Here is a 14,035-nt window from a genome sequence, read left to right as displayed (position 1 = left end):
GGTTGGTGTGGCGGGCGACGTTTTTGCGCACCGAGCCGTCGATGGTCCAACGCTTGTTCAACTCGAACAGGTATTTGTTTTCGATGCCGTCGTGCTTCTTGTTGTGCGCGTCGAGCAGCGGCCCGAAATACCGGATGATCTTGGCGCCCTTCTTGATCGGCTTGACGGCGAACAGGCCGAGCCCGGTTTTGGAGCGGCCAACGCGGTAATGGTCATTCGACAACAGCGGCATGGTTCTTCGATTCGAACGCGGCTAAAGGACGGACACACGAAGGCGCCGTTCTAGAGCGATTCCGCCGCAAAGGGCAGTACCTGAGCGGAAATTGCTCGAACCTTCCCCAGCCGGACGCCGACCGACAAAGGTTCCGCTGCGATGCAAGGCCTGCCAATGCGACTGCTCCCTGCCCTCGCCGTGCTGCTCCCGCTCACCATTTCGGCCACGTTCGTGGCGCCGGCCCAGGCTGACGGCGCCAGCAGCGTCTATAGTTCGACCGCCCCCAAGGCGTGCCGGGTCGCGCGTCCAGGGGGCGCACCGGAAGATAGCGGCGAGTGGCTGTGCCCCGGCCAGGACGGGCTGGTGGTGGTCGTATCGGAGATGGACCTGCGCCAGAGCGTCAGCGTCGGCCGCAATTACAAGGATGCCAGCGCCGAGCCGGCTGCCAAAACCTCGTTCGGCCCGTTCAACTCCACCACCGATACGGTCGAATGGCGGCTGGATGGCGCCGGTAAGCCGTTCGCCATCATCCAGCGCTGGCACCTCGCCGACAACGACGATCTCGGCAAAGGCGGCCGGCCCAACACCAAGCAGATGCTGGTGGTGACGCGGCTGCCGCCCGGCGCGGTGTGCCATGTCGCCTATGTGGACGTCGCCGCCAACCGCAACGCCAACGAGGTGGCACGGCAGGCGGCCGACGAGCTGGCGCGCGGCTTTGCCTGCGGCAAGGACAAGCCCAAGCCGTTCGGCAGCCCGGGGCGCGCCACCGCCCTGAGTGCGCCGAACTGAGGTTTCCCCGGCCCTAAAACGGCACGCCCCCTTGTCGGCGGACGGCTGCGGTTTACTTCCCTCGAGGGGCCACGCACAATTGGGCGGGGCGACGTCGCTCCGCCGCGGTTCTCCGCAGGCGGCGCGACAGCGGAGAAACGTGCAATGAAGGCGGTGTTCGCCAAGCTCGGCAGCGACTTCTTCTCCACCATCGTCTTCGTGGTGCTGTATTTCTCGACCGGCAACGTCGCGCTGGCGACGATCGTCACCGTGCTCGGCGCAGTCGGGCAGTTCATCTACGCCAAAGTAAAGGGCCAGCGGCTCGACGTGATGGCCTATGCCAGCGTCGCGCTGGTGGTGGTGCTCGGCGGCGCCACGCTGCTGACCAACGATCCGCGCTTCGTCCTGATCAAGCCCAGCGTCGGCCACATCGCCGTCGGGCTGCTGATGCTGCGCCGGGACTGGATGCTGCGCTACGTGCCGCCGATCGTTGGCGACACCATCCCGGACTATGTGCGGATCGCGGGCTACGCCTGGGCGGCTCTGATGCTGGTGCTCGGCGCCGGAGTGATCGCCGCGGCGCTGACCGGCGATATCAAGCTGTGGACGTTTTACGTGATGGTGATCGCGCCGGCGTTCAAAGTCGCAGCGTTCGCCGCGCAGTATCTGGTGTTTCGCTTCGCGATCCGCAGCCGGCGGCGGGCCGCAGCTGCGACTGCAGCGACGACCGGATCGACGCCGATCACGGCCGAGCCTTAGCGGCGACTTACATCCGCGGCGCGGCGGCGAGCGCCAGCGCGCGATCTTCGGTCGGTACAAGCTGCGCGGTGGCACGCGCGTAGTGATGATCGCCTTCGTACACCACCACGATTCCACCGACGCCATTGTCCAGCGCCGAGGTGGTGAATGCCGCCAGCCCGGTGCGATCGAGCGGCACGTGCGCGGCGATCACCCGGTCACCGTCGCGAAAGCTCACCGTGCCGGTCGGCAGGCCGTGCGGACCGGTCACGGCGGCGGTCAGCGTCACCACCGCGCCGGGTGCCGGAGCAGCATCGGACGACGACAACGTCAGGCGCGGCTGAGCCAGCACATCGAGCGCGACCTCGGCCGACTGGCTCGGCAGCACGATCAGCGGCAGCCGGCTGGCGCTGCCGGCGTAATCTGCGCGCAGCAGATGCCGCCCCGGCTTGAGGCCGTCGACCGTGAGGCTCGGTTTGCCGGCATCGATCCAGCCCAGCACGGTGCTGGTCGACAGATCGTAGAACACCACCCGGCCATCAGGAACGCCGGCGCCGTAACCGGTGCGGATGGTCGCGTTCAACACGAACCTGCCGGGAACACTGGGCTCGGCGGTGATATCCAGGCGGGTGATGGTCGTCTCGGACACCACCTCGACCTGCGCGGCGGCAGGGAGGCTGGTCAGCCCGGGCAGTAGCGCCGCAACGGCCAGCGCGGCACTCACGTATGACAAACGCATGTCGGGTCTCCACCTTGAAGGCGTTGGAAACCTCGAGACGTCCTCCGAAGTTAACATAGGATAGCACGACGCGTGCACTGCACCACAGGTATCTGCATGCGCGGCCGGCAGAGCAGAACACCGCCCGATTCACGATGACCAGCTATCGCGGCCCCTGGCCGCAGCGGGGCGGCAGGTTCGGGCTTGTTTGTCGCTCCCGCACCATACTAAGAGGGGCGGCCCGGTGAACTCACGAGGACCGGGACCAAGGGGAGAAACACATGGCAGTCGACGGAAACTGGAAACTCACCATGAGCACGCCGATGGGCGAGCGGCAGGCCGACCTGACGCTGAAGGCCGACGGCTCGACGCTCACCGGCTCGCAATCCGCCGACGGCGATGCCGGCGAGATCTTCGACGGCACCGTGAACGGCGACGACGTCGCCTGGAAGCTGTCGATCACCAACCCGATGCCGCTGACGCTGAGCTACACCGGCAAGGTGAGCGGCGACAGCATCTCCGGCGAAATGGGCATCGGCCCGATGGGCTCGTTCCCGTTCACCGGCACCCGGGCGTAAGGCTTCGACGTCGCGGCCGTTCCGCCGCAGCCGCAGTTACCAATGTCATCACCGGGCCGGCGCGCAGCGCCGAGACCCGGTGATCCATCACTTGAAGAAGATGGATGGCCGGGTCGAAGCCCGGCCATGACTGTTTCGGGAGGGCTCAGAAGCCCTGCCCCAGGCAGTCATTCCGGAGCCCGAGCCCGCGGGCCCTAAGGCAGTCATTCCGGGGCGCAGGGGAAGCCTGCGAACCCGGAATCCCGAGGTGTTCTGCGTTGAGCCGCTCGGGGTGGCCTGAACTTCGAGATTCCGGGTTCGCTCACTGCGTGAGCGCCCCGGAATGACGTTTGGGGGCGGGTGCGAGCGGCCAGCGTTACACCCCGCCGAGAGCGACCTCAGCCCAGGTTCAGTTCCTTGAAGAAGTCGTTGCCCTTGTCGTCGACGATGATGAAGGCCGGGAAGTCGACGACGTCGATCTTCCAGATCGCCTCCATGCCGAGCTCGGGATATTCCAGCACCTCGACCTTCTTGATGCAGTGCTCGGCGAGGTTCGCCGCGGCGCCGCCGATCGAGCCGAGATAGAAGCCGCCGTACTTCTTGCAGGCCTCGCGCACTGCCGGCGCGCGGTTGCCCTTGGCGACCATCACCATCGAGCCGCCGGCCGCCTGGAACTGATCGACGAACGAGTCCATCCGGCCTGCGGTGGTCGGACCGAACGCGCCGGAGGCGTAGCCGTCCGGAGTCTTGGCCGGGCCGGCGTAGTACACCGGATGGTTCTTGAAGTAATCCGGCAGCGGCTCACCCTTCTCCAGCCGGTCGCGCAGCTTGGCATGCGCGGCGTCGCGCGCCACGATCATGGTGCCGGTCAGCGACAGCCGGGTCTTGATCGGATGCTTGCTCAGCGTGGCGAGGATGTCCTTCATCGGCTGGTTGAGGTCGATCTTCACCACCTCGCCGCCGAGCGCCTGCTCGACTTCCGGCAAATACTGCGCCGGATTGTGCTCGAGCTCCTCCAGATACACGCCGTCCTTGGTGATCTTGCCGAGCATCTGCCGATCGGCCGAGCACGACACGCCGAGGCCGATCGGCAAGGAAGCGCCGTGGCGCGGCAGCCGGATGACGCGGACGTCATGGCAAAAATACTTGCCGCCGAACTGCGCACCGACGCCGAGGCTCTGCGTCATCTTGTGGATTTCCTGCTCCATCTCGACGTCGCGGAACGCATTGCCGAGTTCGGAGCCGTGGGTCGGCAGCGCATCGAGATAGCGCGCGGAGGCGAGCTTCACGGTCTTCATCGTGGTCTCGACCGAGGTGCCGCCGATCACAATCGCCAGGTGATAAGGCGGGCACGCCGCGGTGCCGAGCGTCATGATCTTCTCTTTCAGGAACGCCAGCAACCGGTCGCGCGTCAGCAGCGACGGCGTCGCCTGGAACAGGAAGCTCTTGTTGGCCGAGCCGCCGCCCTTGGCCATGAACATGAACTTGTAGGCATCATCGCCCTCGGCGTAGATCTCACACTGCGCCGGCATGTTGTTGGCGGTGTTCTTCTCTTCGAACATCGACAGCGGCGCGACCTGCGAGTAGCGCAGGTTACGGCGCAAGTAAGCGTCGCGCGCACCTTCCGACAGCGCCGCTTCATCGTCGCCGTCGGTGATGACGTTCGAGCCCTTCTTGCCCATGATGATCGCGGTGCCGGTGTCCTGGCACATCGGCAGCACGCCGCCGGCGGCGATATTGGCGTTCTTCAGGAAGTCGAGCGCGACGAATTTGTCGTTCGGGCTCGCCTCCGGATCGTCCAGGATCTTGCGGAGCTGCTTGAGGTGGCCGGGCCGCAGATAATGGTTGATCTCGCCGAACGCCGCCTCCGACAGCGCCCGCAGCGCCTCGCGCTCCACCACCAGCATGTCGCGCCCGAGCACCTTCTCCACCCGCACGCCGTCCGACGTGATCTTGCGATAGACGGTGTCATCCTTGCCCAGCGGAAACAGCGGGGTGTGCTTATAGGGCGGAACCGGGGTGGCGGCAGACGGAACGGGCGTGGGAGCGTTCATGGACAGGGCCTCGAATGGGTAAATTCGCGGCCCTGTCTAGGCGGTTTCGACGGGATTTTGAAGGGTTCAAAACGGGAGGGTGGCAGGCGGATCGGAAGCGCGAGGTTCAGAGTTTGCGGTCCCGTGCGCCATGAAGGACCGCGATGACGATCACCCGTTGCTCGTCCTCATCCACTTCGTAGACAAGGACGTAAGGCAGCCGGGGGACAACCCACTCGAAGGTGCCTGTAACCTGGCCAAGCCGCCCCATCAGCGGAAATGAGAGCAGCAGTTCGGCGCTGCTGAACAGGCGGCCGACCACGCGCTCGGCGTGGGTCGGACTGTCGATGGCTATCCAATCAAAAATCTGTTCGAGATCGTCGAGCGCACGATCGTCGAAAACAAGCCTCATGCCCGGGGCTGCGAGCCCAATCGAGCGATCCTCTGCTTAGCGTCGTCGTGAGATACCAGCTTGCGTTTCTGGTCGGCCTGGCGACGCCGAACTTCCTCCACCTGCGCTTCGGTCAAGCGCAAATCATGCATCTGCTGGACGTAATCCAGCAGCGCGACCGCGGCAGCATCCTGCTCGGACTCCGAGAGCTTCGCGACCTGTTGCAGTGCCTGTTGAAGGAGTTCGGTCATAGGCCAAGCCTACTACTTTGCCCCGGGTTACGCCACTTCCGATTGAGACAGGTTTGTTTGGGATATTTGCCTTTCCCGCGCCCTCCGCTATGAACTTCGCCCGAACTGATCACGGAGGGGTTGATGATCGCCGCTGCCGACCATTCGTTCCGGATACCAAGCCGTGCCGCTTGGCTCGTTGGCGTCGCCATCACCGCCTCGACATTCGCCGCCTCCCCCGCCCGGGCCGATCGCTGCGACGATCTTGCCAAGCAGCTCAAGGCGCAGATCGATGGGATCAGCATCGGCAAGACCGCGGCCAACATGATCTACCTGTCGCATCCAGCCGCGAAGGCGCTGCGGCTGGGGTGCCCGAGCCGCACGGTGAAGAACGAGGTTTACGGCCAGGCGCCGGCGCGAAAACCGTCGCCGGAGTTTCAGGACCTGATCGCCAGCGCCGCCGCGATCGTGTTCACGATCCCGAAGCCGGACACGCTGCGCGGCGTCAATCGCTGCTTCGGCCGGGTCGGCATCCTGCGCGGCAACGACATCAAGACCCGCTTCCGCCGGCTCGACATGCGCTGCATCCGCACCAAGACCGACGCCTCGATCTCGATCACCCGCGACAGCAGCGAGTAGCTGCGCGGCCGCTCCGGCGGCGTCCTTCCCCTCGCGATGTCTCGCAATCAATGCCCGGCATTTGAAGCAAATGCCGGCGCAGGGGTGCGCGCAAAGTTCACCGGGCAGCGCGATGATCGCGGTTGATCCGATGCCTACCCGGGCGCGGTCGGTGGCAAGCCGCCGCCGGCGCACCATCTGATCGGGGGACGTTGGCCAACACGAGGAAAGACTGATGAGCAGCATTTCGAACGTGTCGTCGACTCCTGTCTCCCAACCGACGACGCAGGCGAGCTCTCCACCGCCGCCTCCGCCGCCGAAGGACGACAAGGACACGACCAGCATCCAGCCGCCGAAAGCGGCGCTGCCGCCCGGACAGGGCACCCGCGTCGACCAGCTCGCTTAAGCGACGCAAGTTCCGATGCGACGGCCGGCCCCGCCTTGCGCGGGGCTTTGGCGTTTTGAGGGACGGTGTTCGCCCCGTCTGCGCCAGCTATCGGGCACAACCCTTCGTCTGCTAGACTCTAGCGGCACGACCAGCGGAGTGCCTCCTGATGAGCGACGTCAAAGTCCTGACCGGCGGCTGCCATTGCGGCCTGGTGCGGTTCGAATGCACCACCGACCTTGCGATGGTGACGGCGTGCAATTGCTCGATCTGCACCAAGAAGGGGCTGCACTTCACCTTCCTGCCGCCGAAGAGCTTTCAGCTGCGCGCCGGCCAAGACAGCCTGAAGGAATATCTGTTCAACAAGCGGGCCATCAGCCACCAGCTCTGCGCCGAATGCGGCGTCGAGGTGTTTGCCCGTGGCGCCAAGCCCGACGGCACGGAAGTGGTCGCGCTGAACGTAGCCTGTATCGACGGCATCGAGCTGTCGCAGCTGAAAATGACGCCGATCGACGGCCGGCACCGGTAGTCGGCGGCCCCACTTCCCGCAGTCATTCCGGGGCGCTCGCGTCCGCGAGCGAACCCGGAATCTCGAAGTTGTTGTGCTCGGGTCAGATTCCGGGTTCGCGCCTGTCGGCGCGCCCCGGAATGACTTGGGGAGAGGTCGAGCGCCCCCCTAAGCTGTTACTTATCCAGCTCCTTGTAGTGCCGGAAGATGCCTTTTTTGTTGAACGGAATGCGGCGGTCGCTGGCGAGGTAGGCGGCGATGTTCGGGCGCTCGACGATCCGGTCGTGCAGTGCGACCAGCTTGGGGATGTCGCGTTCGAATTTCTTCATGTGCTTTGGAAAGGCGTAGCGCAGGCCCTCGACGATCTGAAACAGCGATAGGTCGGCATAGGTCAGCTTGCGCCCGGTGAGATAGGTGCCGCCGCCGGCGACCAGGTGTTCGAAATAGCCGAGGAATTTCGGCGCGCGATTGTCCCAGAACTCTGCGGTGCGTTTCTTCGCCGGCTTCCGCTGGTCTTCGTAGTACAGCATGGTGCCGATCGGATGGTGCGTGTCGTGCACCTCTTGCACCAGGTCCGCGATCGTGAGCTGCAGCTGATGCACCCACAGCCGGCCGGCTTCGCTCGCGGGTGCAAGGCCATGACGGCTGCCGAGATACAGCAGGATGTTGGCGGTCTGGCCGATGAGCAGCTTGCCGGCTTTGAGAAACGGCGGCGCAAACGGCGGCGTGCCCTGCTTCGCCTGCATCAGCTTCATCATCGTGGACATGCCGGCCTTGTTGCGGCGCGCGGCATCGACATAATCCGCGCCCGCCTCTTCCAGCGCCAGCCGCACGAATTCGCCGCGGCCCTGAATGGTCGGCCAGTAGTACAGTTCGTAAGCCATCGGTTCGGCCCCTGTGCTGATCGACGCGGCTCCGCCTCCGCGCCGCCCTGCGCCGGAGCCTAACAAAAAAGCGCCGCGGAAGGTCCGCGGCGCTTCGATGCTGGATCGCTCGGGAGAAGAGCGTCAGTTGGTCTGCTGGATCGCGGCCAATTCCCAGCTCGCGCCGGGGCGCCGGGTAAAGGTCCAGATCTCAGTGACCTCGATCGGCGTGTCGCTGCCGGCGACCAGACGATTGGTGCCGCGCTCCAGGGTCTTGTCGACCAGCGAGAACCGCATCGCCACGGTGGCGTAGTCGGTTTCGCCCTCGCGCCAGGCTTCGGCGAGATCGCCCTGCAGCAGCTTCACATCCGACACCTTGTTGATGTCGTTGTTGGCCTTGTTCTCCTCCAGGTCCTTGGCGAAGTACGACGCCATTTCCGGAGTGGCGAGCTGGCGCAGCCGGTCGATGTCTTCATTCGACCACGCCGCCTGGATGTCGCCGAGCAGGCGCTCGAACGCCTCATAGTCGTCCGGCTTGATCTCCAGCGGACGGTCATTGCTGGCGCTGGCGCCGCCACCGAAGCCGAAGCCGCCGCGCGACGCCGGCTGCGCCGCCGGGTTGGCCGACTGGTTCATCGCATAGGCGCCATCGGGCCGCGGGCCCTGGCCGGCCACCGGACCGGGCGCATAGGCCGCCTGCGGGTTGTTGCGACGCTGCCACCAGCCCCAGGCCAGACGCGCCAGGATCACGACCAGCGCCACCTGCAGCACCAGCCCGATGATCGAGGCGAAGCTGCCGAGACCCGACAGGAAGCCGCCGCCGAACAGCATGCCGAGCAGGCCGGCGCCGAGGAAGCCAGCGGCAAGGCCGCCGAGCATGCCCATGCCAGGGCGGTTGAAGAAGCCGCCCTTGTTGGCGGCGGCGCCCGCCGCCGGGCCGCTCATGCCGGGGCTGCCCGGCTGACTATAGGTGCGGTTGAACGGTTGAGCGGCACCCGGCGCCGTGTTGGTGCTGGGCGGTGCCGAGAAGCTGCGCGAGCCGCGCGAACCGGAGCTCGAGCCGCCGCCGATGCGCGCGTCGGCCGCCGACGTCAGCGCCAACGACAGCGGCATCGCGAGCGACATCGCCACAGCAAGAGCGGTCATAAAGCCGCGGGTGCGGTGCAAGAAATTCATGTTACTCCCTCAATCCCCGGCAGGGGGAAGCTCCGTTAAAAATGGGCACCAGCCTCCAAAAAGGAAGCGGGCGCGTCGTCGCACACCTGCGGCCCTCGGTCGCGGGGAGTACGGTGAACCTAACGAGGCGTTAAGAAATGCGCCGTCGCATTGCAACTCATCGGCAATGCGAACTGGCACCACCATTAGTCTCATCATGCCGCCCTCGTGCCGGGCATCCGCGACACGCGGAGATAGCAACGACAAAAACGTGCATGGCCGGGACAAGCCCGGCCACGACGAAATTGAAGGGCATTGCGCTCATCGAAGCGAGCGCTGTCCGCCGCAAGCCCTCAGTTCGGCGCCATCGTCTCCTTCACCTTTGCGACCAGCGCACTGAGCGCGAACGGCTTGGCCAGGAAGGCGAACTGCTCGTTCTCCGGCAGGCTCTTCTCGAACGCATCCTCGGCATAGCCCGACACGAAGATGATCTTCAGCTCCGGATTGCGCGCGCGCATCGCCTTCAGCAGCGTCGGCCCGTCCATCTCCGGCATCACCACGTCGGAGACGACGAGGTCGACTTCGCCGCCGTGGGCGTCGAACTCTTCCAGCGCTTCGACGCCGTTGGAAGCTTCGATCACCTCATAGCCGCGGGAGCGCAGGCCGCGGGCGTTGAGCGAGCGCAGGCCTTCCTCGTCTTCGACCAAGAGGATGGTGCCCTGCCCGGTCAGGTCGGCGCGCGGCTTCGGCGCCGCCGGTGCCGGCTCGGGTGCCGTGCCGCTGGCCGCGGGCGTCTCAGCCTGCGGCTCGGCGACCTGCTCGTGGCGCGGCAGATAGATGCGGAAGGTGGTGCCCTTGCCGATCTCCGAGTCGACGTACACGAAGCCGCCGGTCTGCTTGATGATGCCGTACACCGTCGACAGCCCGAGCCCGGTGCCCTTGCCGACTTCCTTGGTCGAGAAGAACGGCTCGAAGATCTTGTCGAGAATTTCCGGCGGAATGCCGGTGCCGGTGTCGGAGACTTCGACGCAGACATAGTCGGCCGCCGGCATGCCATTGTGGCCGAGCTGCGAGGCGGCAGACGCAGAGACGTTGGCGGTGCGGATCGTCAGCTTGCCGCCGTCGGGCATCGCGTCGCGGGCGTTGACCGCGAGATTGACGATCACCTGCTCGAATTGCGAGACGTCGGCCTTGGTGCGCCACAAATCGCGGCCGTGCTGCATTTCCAACGAGATCTTCTCGCCGATCAGGCGCTTCAACAGCCGATCGATGTCGGTCAGCGCCTCGCCGAGATCGAGCACCTGGGGACGCAGTGTTTGTTTGCGCGAGAACGCCAAGAGCTGCCGCACCAGCGTCGCGGCGCGGGTGGCGTTCTGCTTGATCTGCATAATGTCCTGGAACGACGGGTCGGTCGGCTTGTGCGCGTTCAGCAGGAAGTCGTTGGCCATCATGATGGCCGACAGCACGTTGTTGAAGTCGTGCGCGATGCCACCGGCGAGCTGGCCGATGGTGTCCATCTTCTGCGCCTGGTTGACCTGGTTCTCCAGCGCGCGGCGCTCGGTGGTTTCGAGCATGTGGACGATGGCCGCTTCGTTATCGGTCTCATCGCTGACCGCGGTCACGAAGAACTGGCCCCAGCGCTCCTTGGCGCTGGCGAGCATCACTTCGACCGGCGCGATATCAGCCTGACCCTTGGCGGCCTGCTCGATCGCGCCTGCCAGCACCGCGCGGTCGCGCGCCGACGCCGCCGCCAGGATCGACTTGGACGCCGAAGCGCCCGCCGGATCGAGGCTCTGCGCCAGCTTGGCAAGTCGCGCGTTCGCCCGCACCACCGCACCAGTCTTGTCGACGGTGGCGATTGCCATCGGGGTCTGGTCGAAGAACCGCATGAAGCGGATTTCGGCGGCGCGCTGCGGATCGAGCCGATCATCGCGGGCACGGCTGATCACCAGCGTGCGCGACGGGCCGGGAGTGCCGTCGGCGCCGAAGGCGAGCTTGTGATAGAGCCGCACCGGCACGGTCTGGCCGCCGCGCTTCTTCAGGTCGATGTCGAAGACTTCGGTCTTCACCTCGCCCGGCTCGGGCAGGATCGAGGTCAGCAGCGCGGCACCGTCGCCCGAAACCACGTCCGACAGCTTCAGGCCACCGGAGCCGATCTCGGCGAGGTCATGATCGAGCCAGTTCGCCAGCGTGGCGTTGACATAGACGAGGTTGCCGGCCGGATTGACCGAGAAGAACCCGCAAGGCGCATGGTCGAGATATTCGATCGCGTGCTGCAGGGTCTGGAACACGTCCTCCTGGCGCTCGCGGTCGCGGGTGATGTCGGCGATCGACCACACCGTCTGCCGAGCCTCGCGCTTGCTGGTGCCGAGCGGGCGAACCCGCAGCCGCATCCAGCGGCCCTCGGTGCCGTCGGCACCGGCGACCCGCACTTCTTCCTGCAGCCGCCGTCCCTCGCGCGCCGCCTTGAGCAGCCGGAACACCGCCTCGGAGACGTCGGGATTACCGATGAACACCCGCTCCACCGGGCGGACATCCTGCATCGTCGCCGCACCGGTCAGCGCCAGATAGGTCGAGTTGGCATAAACGACGTGGCCGCCAGCGTCGGTGACCGCGATACCATCGAACGCGTTTTCGGGAATCGCCCGCAGGATCGGATCTTCGGCGGAGCGGTCGGCGAAGCCGATGATACCGGCCGCGAACGCGAACAGCATGAACAGGCCGACCATCGCCAGCAGCGCCAGCAGGCCGAGAATGTAAGGCTGGGCGCCGGCTCGGCCGAGCGTCATGAACGCCACGGCGGCGGCGACGATGGCGCCGGCCAGCAGTAGCACAAGCGCGATACTGCCGCCGCGGCGGGCAGGCTCCGGCGAGGCCGGACGCGGCTCGGGCGAAGCTTGTTGATCGTTGATGGTCATGGTCACCGAACCGGTCCCTTGCCCGCCGGGCACGCGGCGGCGCGGCTCCAACTGCCTGAATCGCGGCCGGAAACGCAAGACCATCCTCCGGCCCGTCCGCAGGCCATCAAGGACAATCCGCTCCGGCTTCCCACGCCAGGGCGGCGCGCCGCCCGCCCCGCTCCTCGCTGCTGCTGCATCGCCCCGCTCAATTGCTGCGGCCGGACCACGCCCGCTTCAGGTTCATGACGTAACCGATCACCTCGGCGACCGCCTGGTAGTGTTCGACCGGGATCTCATCGTCGATCTCCACCGTGGCGTACAACGCGCGCGCCAGCGGCACGTTCTCGACGATCGGCACGTCGTGTTCCTTCGCGACTTCCCGGATCCTGAACGCCACCGCGTCGACACCCTTGGCGACGCAGATCGGCGCCGACATGCCGCGCTCGTATTTCAGCGCGACCGAGAAGTGGGTCGGGTTGGTGATGACCACCGACGCATTCGGCACCTCGGCCATCATCCGCTTCTTCATCCGCTGATAGCGGAGCTGCCGCAACCGGCCCTTGATGTGCGGATCGCCTTCCGACTGCTTGAATTCTTCCTTGATCTCCTGCAGCGACATCTTCTGCTTCTCGTGCCACTGCCGATACTGGAAGAAGTAATCGCCGACCGCCACGAAGGCGAGCATCGCCACCACCGCGCCAAGCAGCTTCAGCGTCAGCGCCACGGTGACGCCGAGCAGCGCGGAGACGTCCATCTTCAGCAGCGCGTCGAGCCGGTCGTGCTCGGGATACAGCACCGCAACCATCACGATGCCGAGCGCCACGACCTTGAACAGGCCCTTGAGGAAGTTGGCCATCGCCTGTTTGCCGAACAGCCGCTTGGCGCCTTCGAGCGGCGACAGCTTGCTGAATTTCGGCGTCAACGCCTCGGCGGAAAACACCAGCCGGTGCTGGATCATGTTGCTGGCGATTGCGACGATCACCAGCATCAACAACGGAATGCCGATCGCCGCCAGCGTCGCGTAGGACAGGCTCTTGGCGAGCGCGATCAGCCCGTCGCCGTCGACGCGGAGCATCCAGGACTTTTCGATCAGATTGCGCATCGGCGCGAGAATGCCGGCGCCGATCGACTCATGGAACGAGGACAGCACCAGCGTCGCGCCGGCGATCAGGAACCAGGTGTTGACCTCCTGGCTCTTGACCACGTCGCCGCGCTTGAGTGCATCGTCGAGACGTTTTTGTGTCGGCTCTTCTGTTTTCTCGTCACTGTCCTCGGACATCGTTCAGCTCCGAACGACGCCGAGCGTCAGCGTGGCATCAGATCGTGCATCACGCCGCCGAAATAGCCGAGGAAAGCGCCCATCATCGTGGTCAGCACCACCGCGAGCACGATGAAGCCGATCACGATCGAAAGCGGAACGCCGACAAAATACACCTGCATCTGCGGCATCAGCCGCGCCAGCACGCCGAGCCCGATGTTGAATACCAGGCCGAACACCAGGAACGGCGCCGACAATTGCAGGCCGAGCTTGAACGCAGCCGCGAACGCCTTGGTGGCCAGCGCCGCGACGTCGCCGGTGTGCATTAATTCGCCCGGCGCGAACACCTTGTAGCTGTCGCTCAGCGCCTGGATCACCAGATAGTGCATATCGGTGGCGAACAGCAGCGTAACGCCGAGCATCGTCAGAAAATTGCCGACCACCACGCCCTGCTGGCCCTGCGTCGGATCGACCGCCGAGACGAAGCCGAGCCCGAGCTGCTGGGCGATCACCGCGCCCGCGACCTGCAGCGCCGACAGCGTCACCCGCGCGGTGGCGCCAAGCACGATGCCGACCGCGATCTCCTGCAGCATCAGCACCAACAGCGGCGTCAGCGACGACATGTCGATCTGATAGGCCGAGCGATGCAGCGGCAGCACGATCAGCCTCAGCATGAGCGCTATCGACAGCTTCCCCCGC

The 14,035-nt window shown here is 65.7% G+C and carries 16 protein-coding genes; 6 read left to right on the top strand and 10 right to left on the bottom strand.

What is annotated here, in order from left to right; translation table 11 throughout:
• The coding region (locus tag DYI24_RS09655; RefSeq protein ID WP_164572134.1) for an SET domain-containing protein-lysine N-methyltransferase at window positions 1–232 on the bottom strand (232 nt) is incomplete at its 3' end.
• A gap of 141 nt (window positions 233–373) precedes the next feature.
• Between DYI24_RS09655 and DYI24_RS09650 the strand changes: the two genes are divergently transcribed.
• Entirely contained in the window at window positions 374–1,003 is a 630-nt protein-coding gene (locus DYI24_RS09650; protein ID WP_164572133.1) for a hypothetical protein, read from the top strand.
• Window positions 1,004–1,147: 144 nt separating this feature from the next.
• Window positions 1,148–1,741 carry an inner membrane-spanning protein YciB gene (locus DYI24_RS09645; RefSeq protein ID WP_164572132.1) on the top strand — a complete coding sequence of 198 codons (594 nt, stop codon included), beginning with the start codon at window positions 1,148–1,150 and terminating at the stop codon, window positions 1,739–1,741.
• Between the two features lie 7 nt (window positions 1,742–1,748).
• On the opposite strand, the gene DYI24_RS09640 is transcribed toward DYI24_RS09645, so the two are convergent.
• Window positions 1,749–2,459 carry an Ig-like domain-containing protein gene (locus tag DYI24_RS09640; protein ID WP_164572131.1) on the bottom strand — a complete coding sequence of 237 codons (711 nt, stop codon included), beginning with the start codon at window positions 2,457–2,459 and terminating at the stop codon, window positions 1,749–1,751.
• Between the two features lie 260 nt (window positions 2,460–2,719).
• On the opposite strand from DYI24_RS09640, the gene DYI24_RS09635 reads away from it, so the two are divergent.
• A complete protein-coding gene (locus tag DYI24_RS09635; RefSeq protein WP_011159411.1) occupies window positions 2,720–3,016 on the top strand; it encodes a hypothetical protein in 297 nt (98 codons plus the stop codon).
• 377 nt (window positions 3,017–3,393) lie between these two features.
• Here DYI24_RS09635 and DYI24_RS09630 read toward each other — a convergent pair whose 3' ends face one another.
• The 3 genes from DYI24_RS09630 to DYI24_RS09620 all read right to left on the bottom strand — a co-directional run bounded on the left by DYI24_RS09630 (window position 3,394) and on the right by DYI24_RS09620 (window position 5,670).
• Entirely contained in the window at window positions 3,394–5,049 is a 1,656-nt protein-coding gene (locus DYI24_RS09630) for a fumarate hydratase (RefSeq protein ID WP_164572130.1), read from the bottom strand.
• Between the two features lie 106 nt (window positions 5,050–5,155).
• Window positions 5,156–5,440 carry a type II toxin-antitoxin system RelE/ParE family toxin gene (locus tag DYI24_RS09625; RefSeq protein WP_164572129.1) on the bottom strand — a complete coding sequence of 95 codons (285 nt, stop codon included), beginning with the start codon at window positions 5,438–5,440 and terminating at the stop codon, window positions 5,156–5,158.
• Entirely contained in the window at window positions 5,437–5,670 is a 234-nt protein-coding gene (locus DYI24_RS09620; protein ID WP_164572128.1) for a hypothetical protein, read from the bottom strand. The genes DYI24_RS09625 and DYI24_RS09620 overlap by 4 nt, the downstream gene beginning before the upstream one ends.
• A 123-nt stretch (window positions 5,671–5,793) precedes the next feature.
• Between DYI24_RS09620 and DYI24_RS09615 the strand changes: the two genes are divergently transcribed.
• The 3 genes from DYI24_RS09615 to DYI24_RS09610 all read left to right on the top strand — a co-directional run bounded on the left by DYI24_RS09615 (window position 5,794) and on the right by DYI24_RS09610 (window position 7,181).
• Window positions 5,794–6,288, top strand: a complete 495-nt coding sequence (locus DYI24_RS09615; RefSeq protein WP_199851759.1) for a hypothetical protein — start codon at window positions 5,794–5,796, stop codon at window positions 6,286–6,288.
• A gap of 214 nt (window positions 6,289–6,502) precedes the next feature.
• The gene (locus DYI24_RS28040; RefSeq protein WP_205523453.1) at window positions 6,503–6,673 is read left to right on the top strand and encodes a hypothetical protein; all 171 of its coding nucleotides are present in this window, start codon (window positions 6,503–6,505) and stop codon (window positions 6,671–6,673) included.
• Window positions 6,674–6,821: 148 nt separating this feature from the next.
• Window positions 6,822–7,181 (top strand): GFA family protein, encoded by a 360-nt coding sequence (locus tag DYI24_RS09610; RefSeq protein WP_164572127.1) that lies wholly within the window; start codon window positions 6,822–6,824, stop codon window positions 7,179–7,181.
• Between the two features lie 155 nt (window positions 7,182–7,336).
• Here the strand turns inward: DYI24_RS09610 and DYI24_RS09605 are convergent, their stop codons facing one another.
• The 5 genes from DYI24_RS09605 to DYI24_RS09585 form a co-directional block, all read right to left on the bottom strand.
• The gene (locus DYI24_RS09605) at window positions 7,337–8,044 is read right to left on the bottom strand and encodes a glutathione S-transferase (protein WP_164572126.1); all 708 of its coding nucleotides are present in this window, start codon (window positions 8,042–8,044) and stop codon (window positions 7,337–7,339) included.
• A 123-nt stretch (window positions 8,045–8,167) separates the two neighbouring features.
• Window positions 8,168–9,199, bottom strand: a complete 1,032-nt coding sequence (locus DYI24_RS09600; RefSeq protein WP_164572125.1) for a Tim44 domain-containing protein — start codon at window positions 9,197–9,199, stop codon at window positions 8,168–8,170.
• A 332-nt stretch (window positions 9,200–9,531) separates the two neighbouring features.
• Window positions 9,532–12,096 (bottom strand): cell cycle histidine kinase CckA, encoded by a 2,565-nt coding sequence (gene cckA, locus DYI24_RS09595; protein WP_502706333.1) that lies wholly within the window; start codon window positions 12,094–12,096, stop codon window positions 9,532–9,534.
• Between the two features lie 187 nt (window positions 12,097–12,283).
• Window positions 12,284–13,357 (bottom strand): flagellar biosynthesis protein FlhB, encoded by a 1,074-nt coding sequence (gene flhB / locus DYI24_RS09590; RefSeq protein WP_107345594.1) that lies wholly within the window; start codon window positions 13,355–13,357, stop codon window positions 12,284–12,286.
• A gap of 26 nt (window positions 13,358–13,383) precedes the next feature.
• The coding region (locus DYI24_RS09585) for a flagellar biosynthetic protein FliR (protein WP_164572123.1) at window positions 13,384–14,035 on the bottom strand (652 nt) is incomplete at its 5' end.

This window comes from Rhodopseudomonas sp. BR0C11, assembly GCF_010820945.1.
GTDB classification, from domain to species: Bacteria; Pseudomonadota; Alphaproteobacteria; order Rhizobiales; family Xanthobacteraceae; genus Rhodopseudomonas; species Rhodopseudomonas palustris_H.
The sequence above is the reverse complement of the archived record's forward strand: the minus strand, read 5'-3'. Positions and strand labels throughout refer to the sequence as shown.

What these genes read in the sequence shown, in the direction of transcription:
- DYI24_RS09600 (WP_164572125.1), bottom strand. Translation starts at nt 9,199, where the DNA reads ATGAATTTCTTGCACCGCACCCGCGGCTTTATGACCGCTCTTGCTGTG.
- DYI24_RS09640 (WP_164572131.1), bottom strand. Translation starts at nt 2,459, where the DNA reads ATGCGTTTGTCATACGTGAGTGCCGCGCTGGCCGTTGCGGCGCTACTG.
- DYI24_RS28040 (WP_205523453.1), top strand. Translation starts at nt 6,503, where the DNA reads ATGAGCAGCATTTCGAACGTGTCGTCGACTCCTGTCTCCCAACCGACG.
- DYI24_RS09635 (WP_011159411.1), top strand. Translation starts at nt 2,720, where the DNA reads ATGGCAGTCGACGGAAACTGGAAACTCACCATGAGCACGCCGATGGGC.
- DYI24_RS09645 (WP_164572132.1), top strand. Translation starts at nt 1,148, where the DNA reads ATGAAGGCGGTGTTCGCCAAGCTCGGCAGCGACTTCTTCTCCACCATC.
- DYI24_RS09650 (WP_164572133.1), top strand. Translation starts at nt 374, where the DNA reads ATGCAAGGCCTGCCAATGCGACTGCTCCCTGCCCTCGCCGTGCTGCTC.
- DYI24_RS09620 (WP_164572128.1), bottom strand. Translation starts at nt 5,670, where the DNA reads ATGACCGAACTCCTTCAACAGGCACTGCAACAGGTCGCGAAGCTCTCG.
- DYI24_RS09615 (WP_199851759.1), top strand. Translation starts at nt 5,794, where the DNA reads ATGATCGCCGCTGCCGACCATTCGTTCCGGATACCAAGCCGTGCCGCT.
- flhB (WP_107345594.1), bottom strand. Translation starts at nt 13,357, where the DNA reads ATGTCCGAGGACAGTGACGAGAAAACAGAAGAGCCGACACAAAAACGT.
- DYI24_RS09625 (WP_164572129.1), bottom strand. Translation starts at nt 5,440, where the DNA reads ATGAGGCTTGTTTTCGACGATCGTGCGCTCGACGATCTCGAACAGATT.
- DYI24_RS09610 (WP_164572127.1), top strand. Translation starts at nt 6,822, where the DNA reads ATGAGCGACGTCAAAGTCCTGACCGGCGGCTGCCATTGCGGCCTGGTG.
- DYI24_RS09605 (WP_164572126.1), bottom strand. Translation starts at nt 8,044, where the DNA reads ATGGCTTACGAACTGTACTACTGGCCGACCATTCAGGGCCGCGGCGAA.
- cckA (WP_502706333.1), bottom strand. Translation starts at nt 12,096, where the DNA reads ATGACCATCAACGATCAACAAGCTTCGCCCGAGCCGCGTCCGGCCTCG.
- DYI24_RS09630 (WP_164572130.1), bottom strand. Translation starts at nt 5,049, where the DNA reads ATGAACGCTCCCACGCCCGTTCCGTCTGCCGCCACCCCGGTTCCGCCC.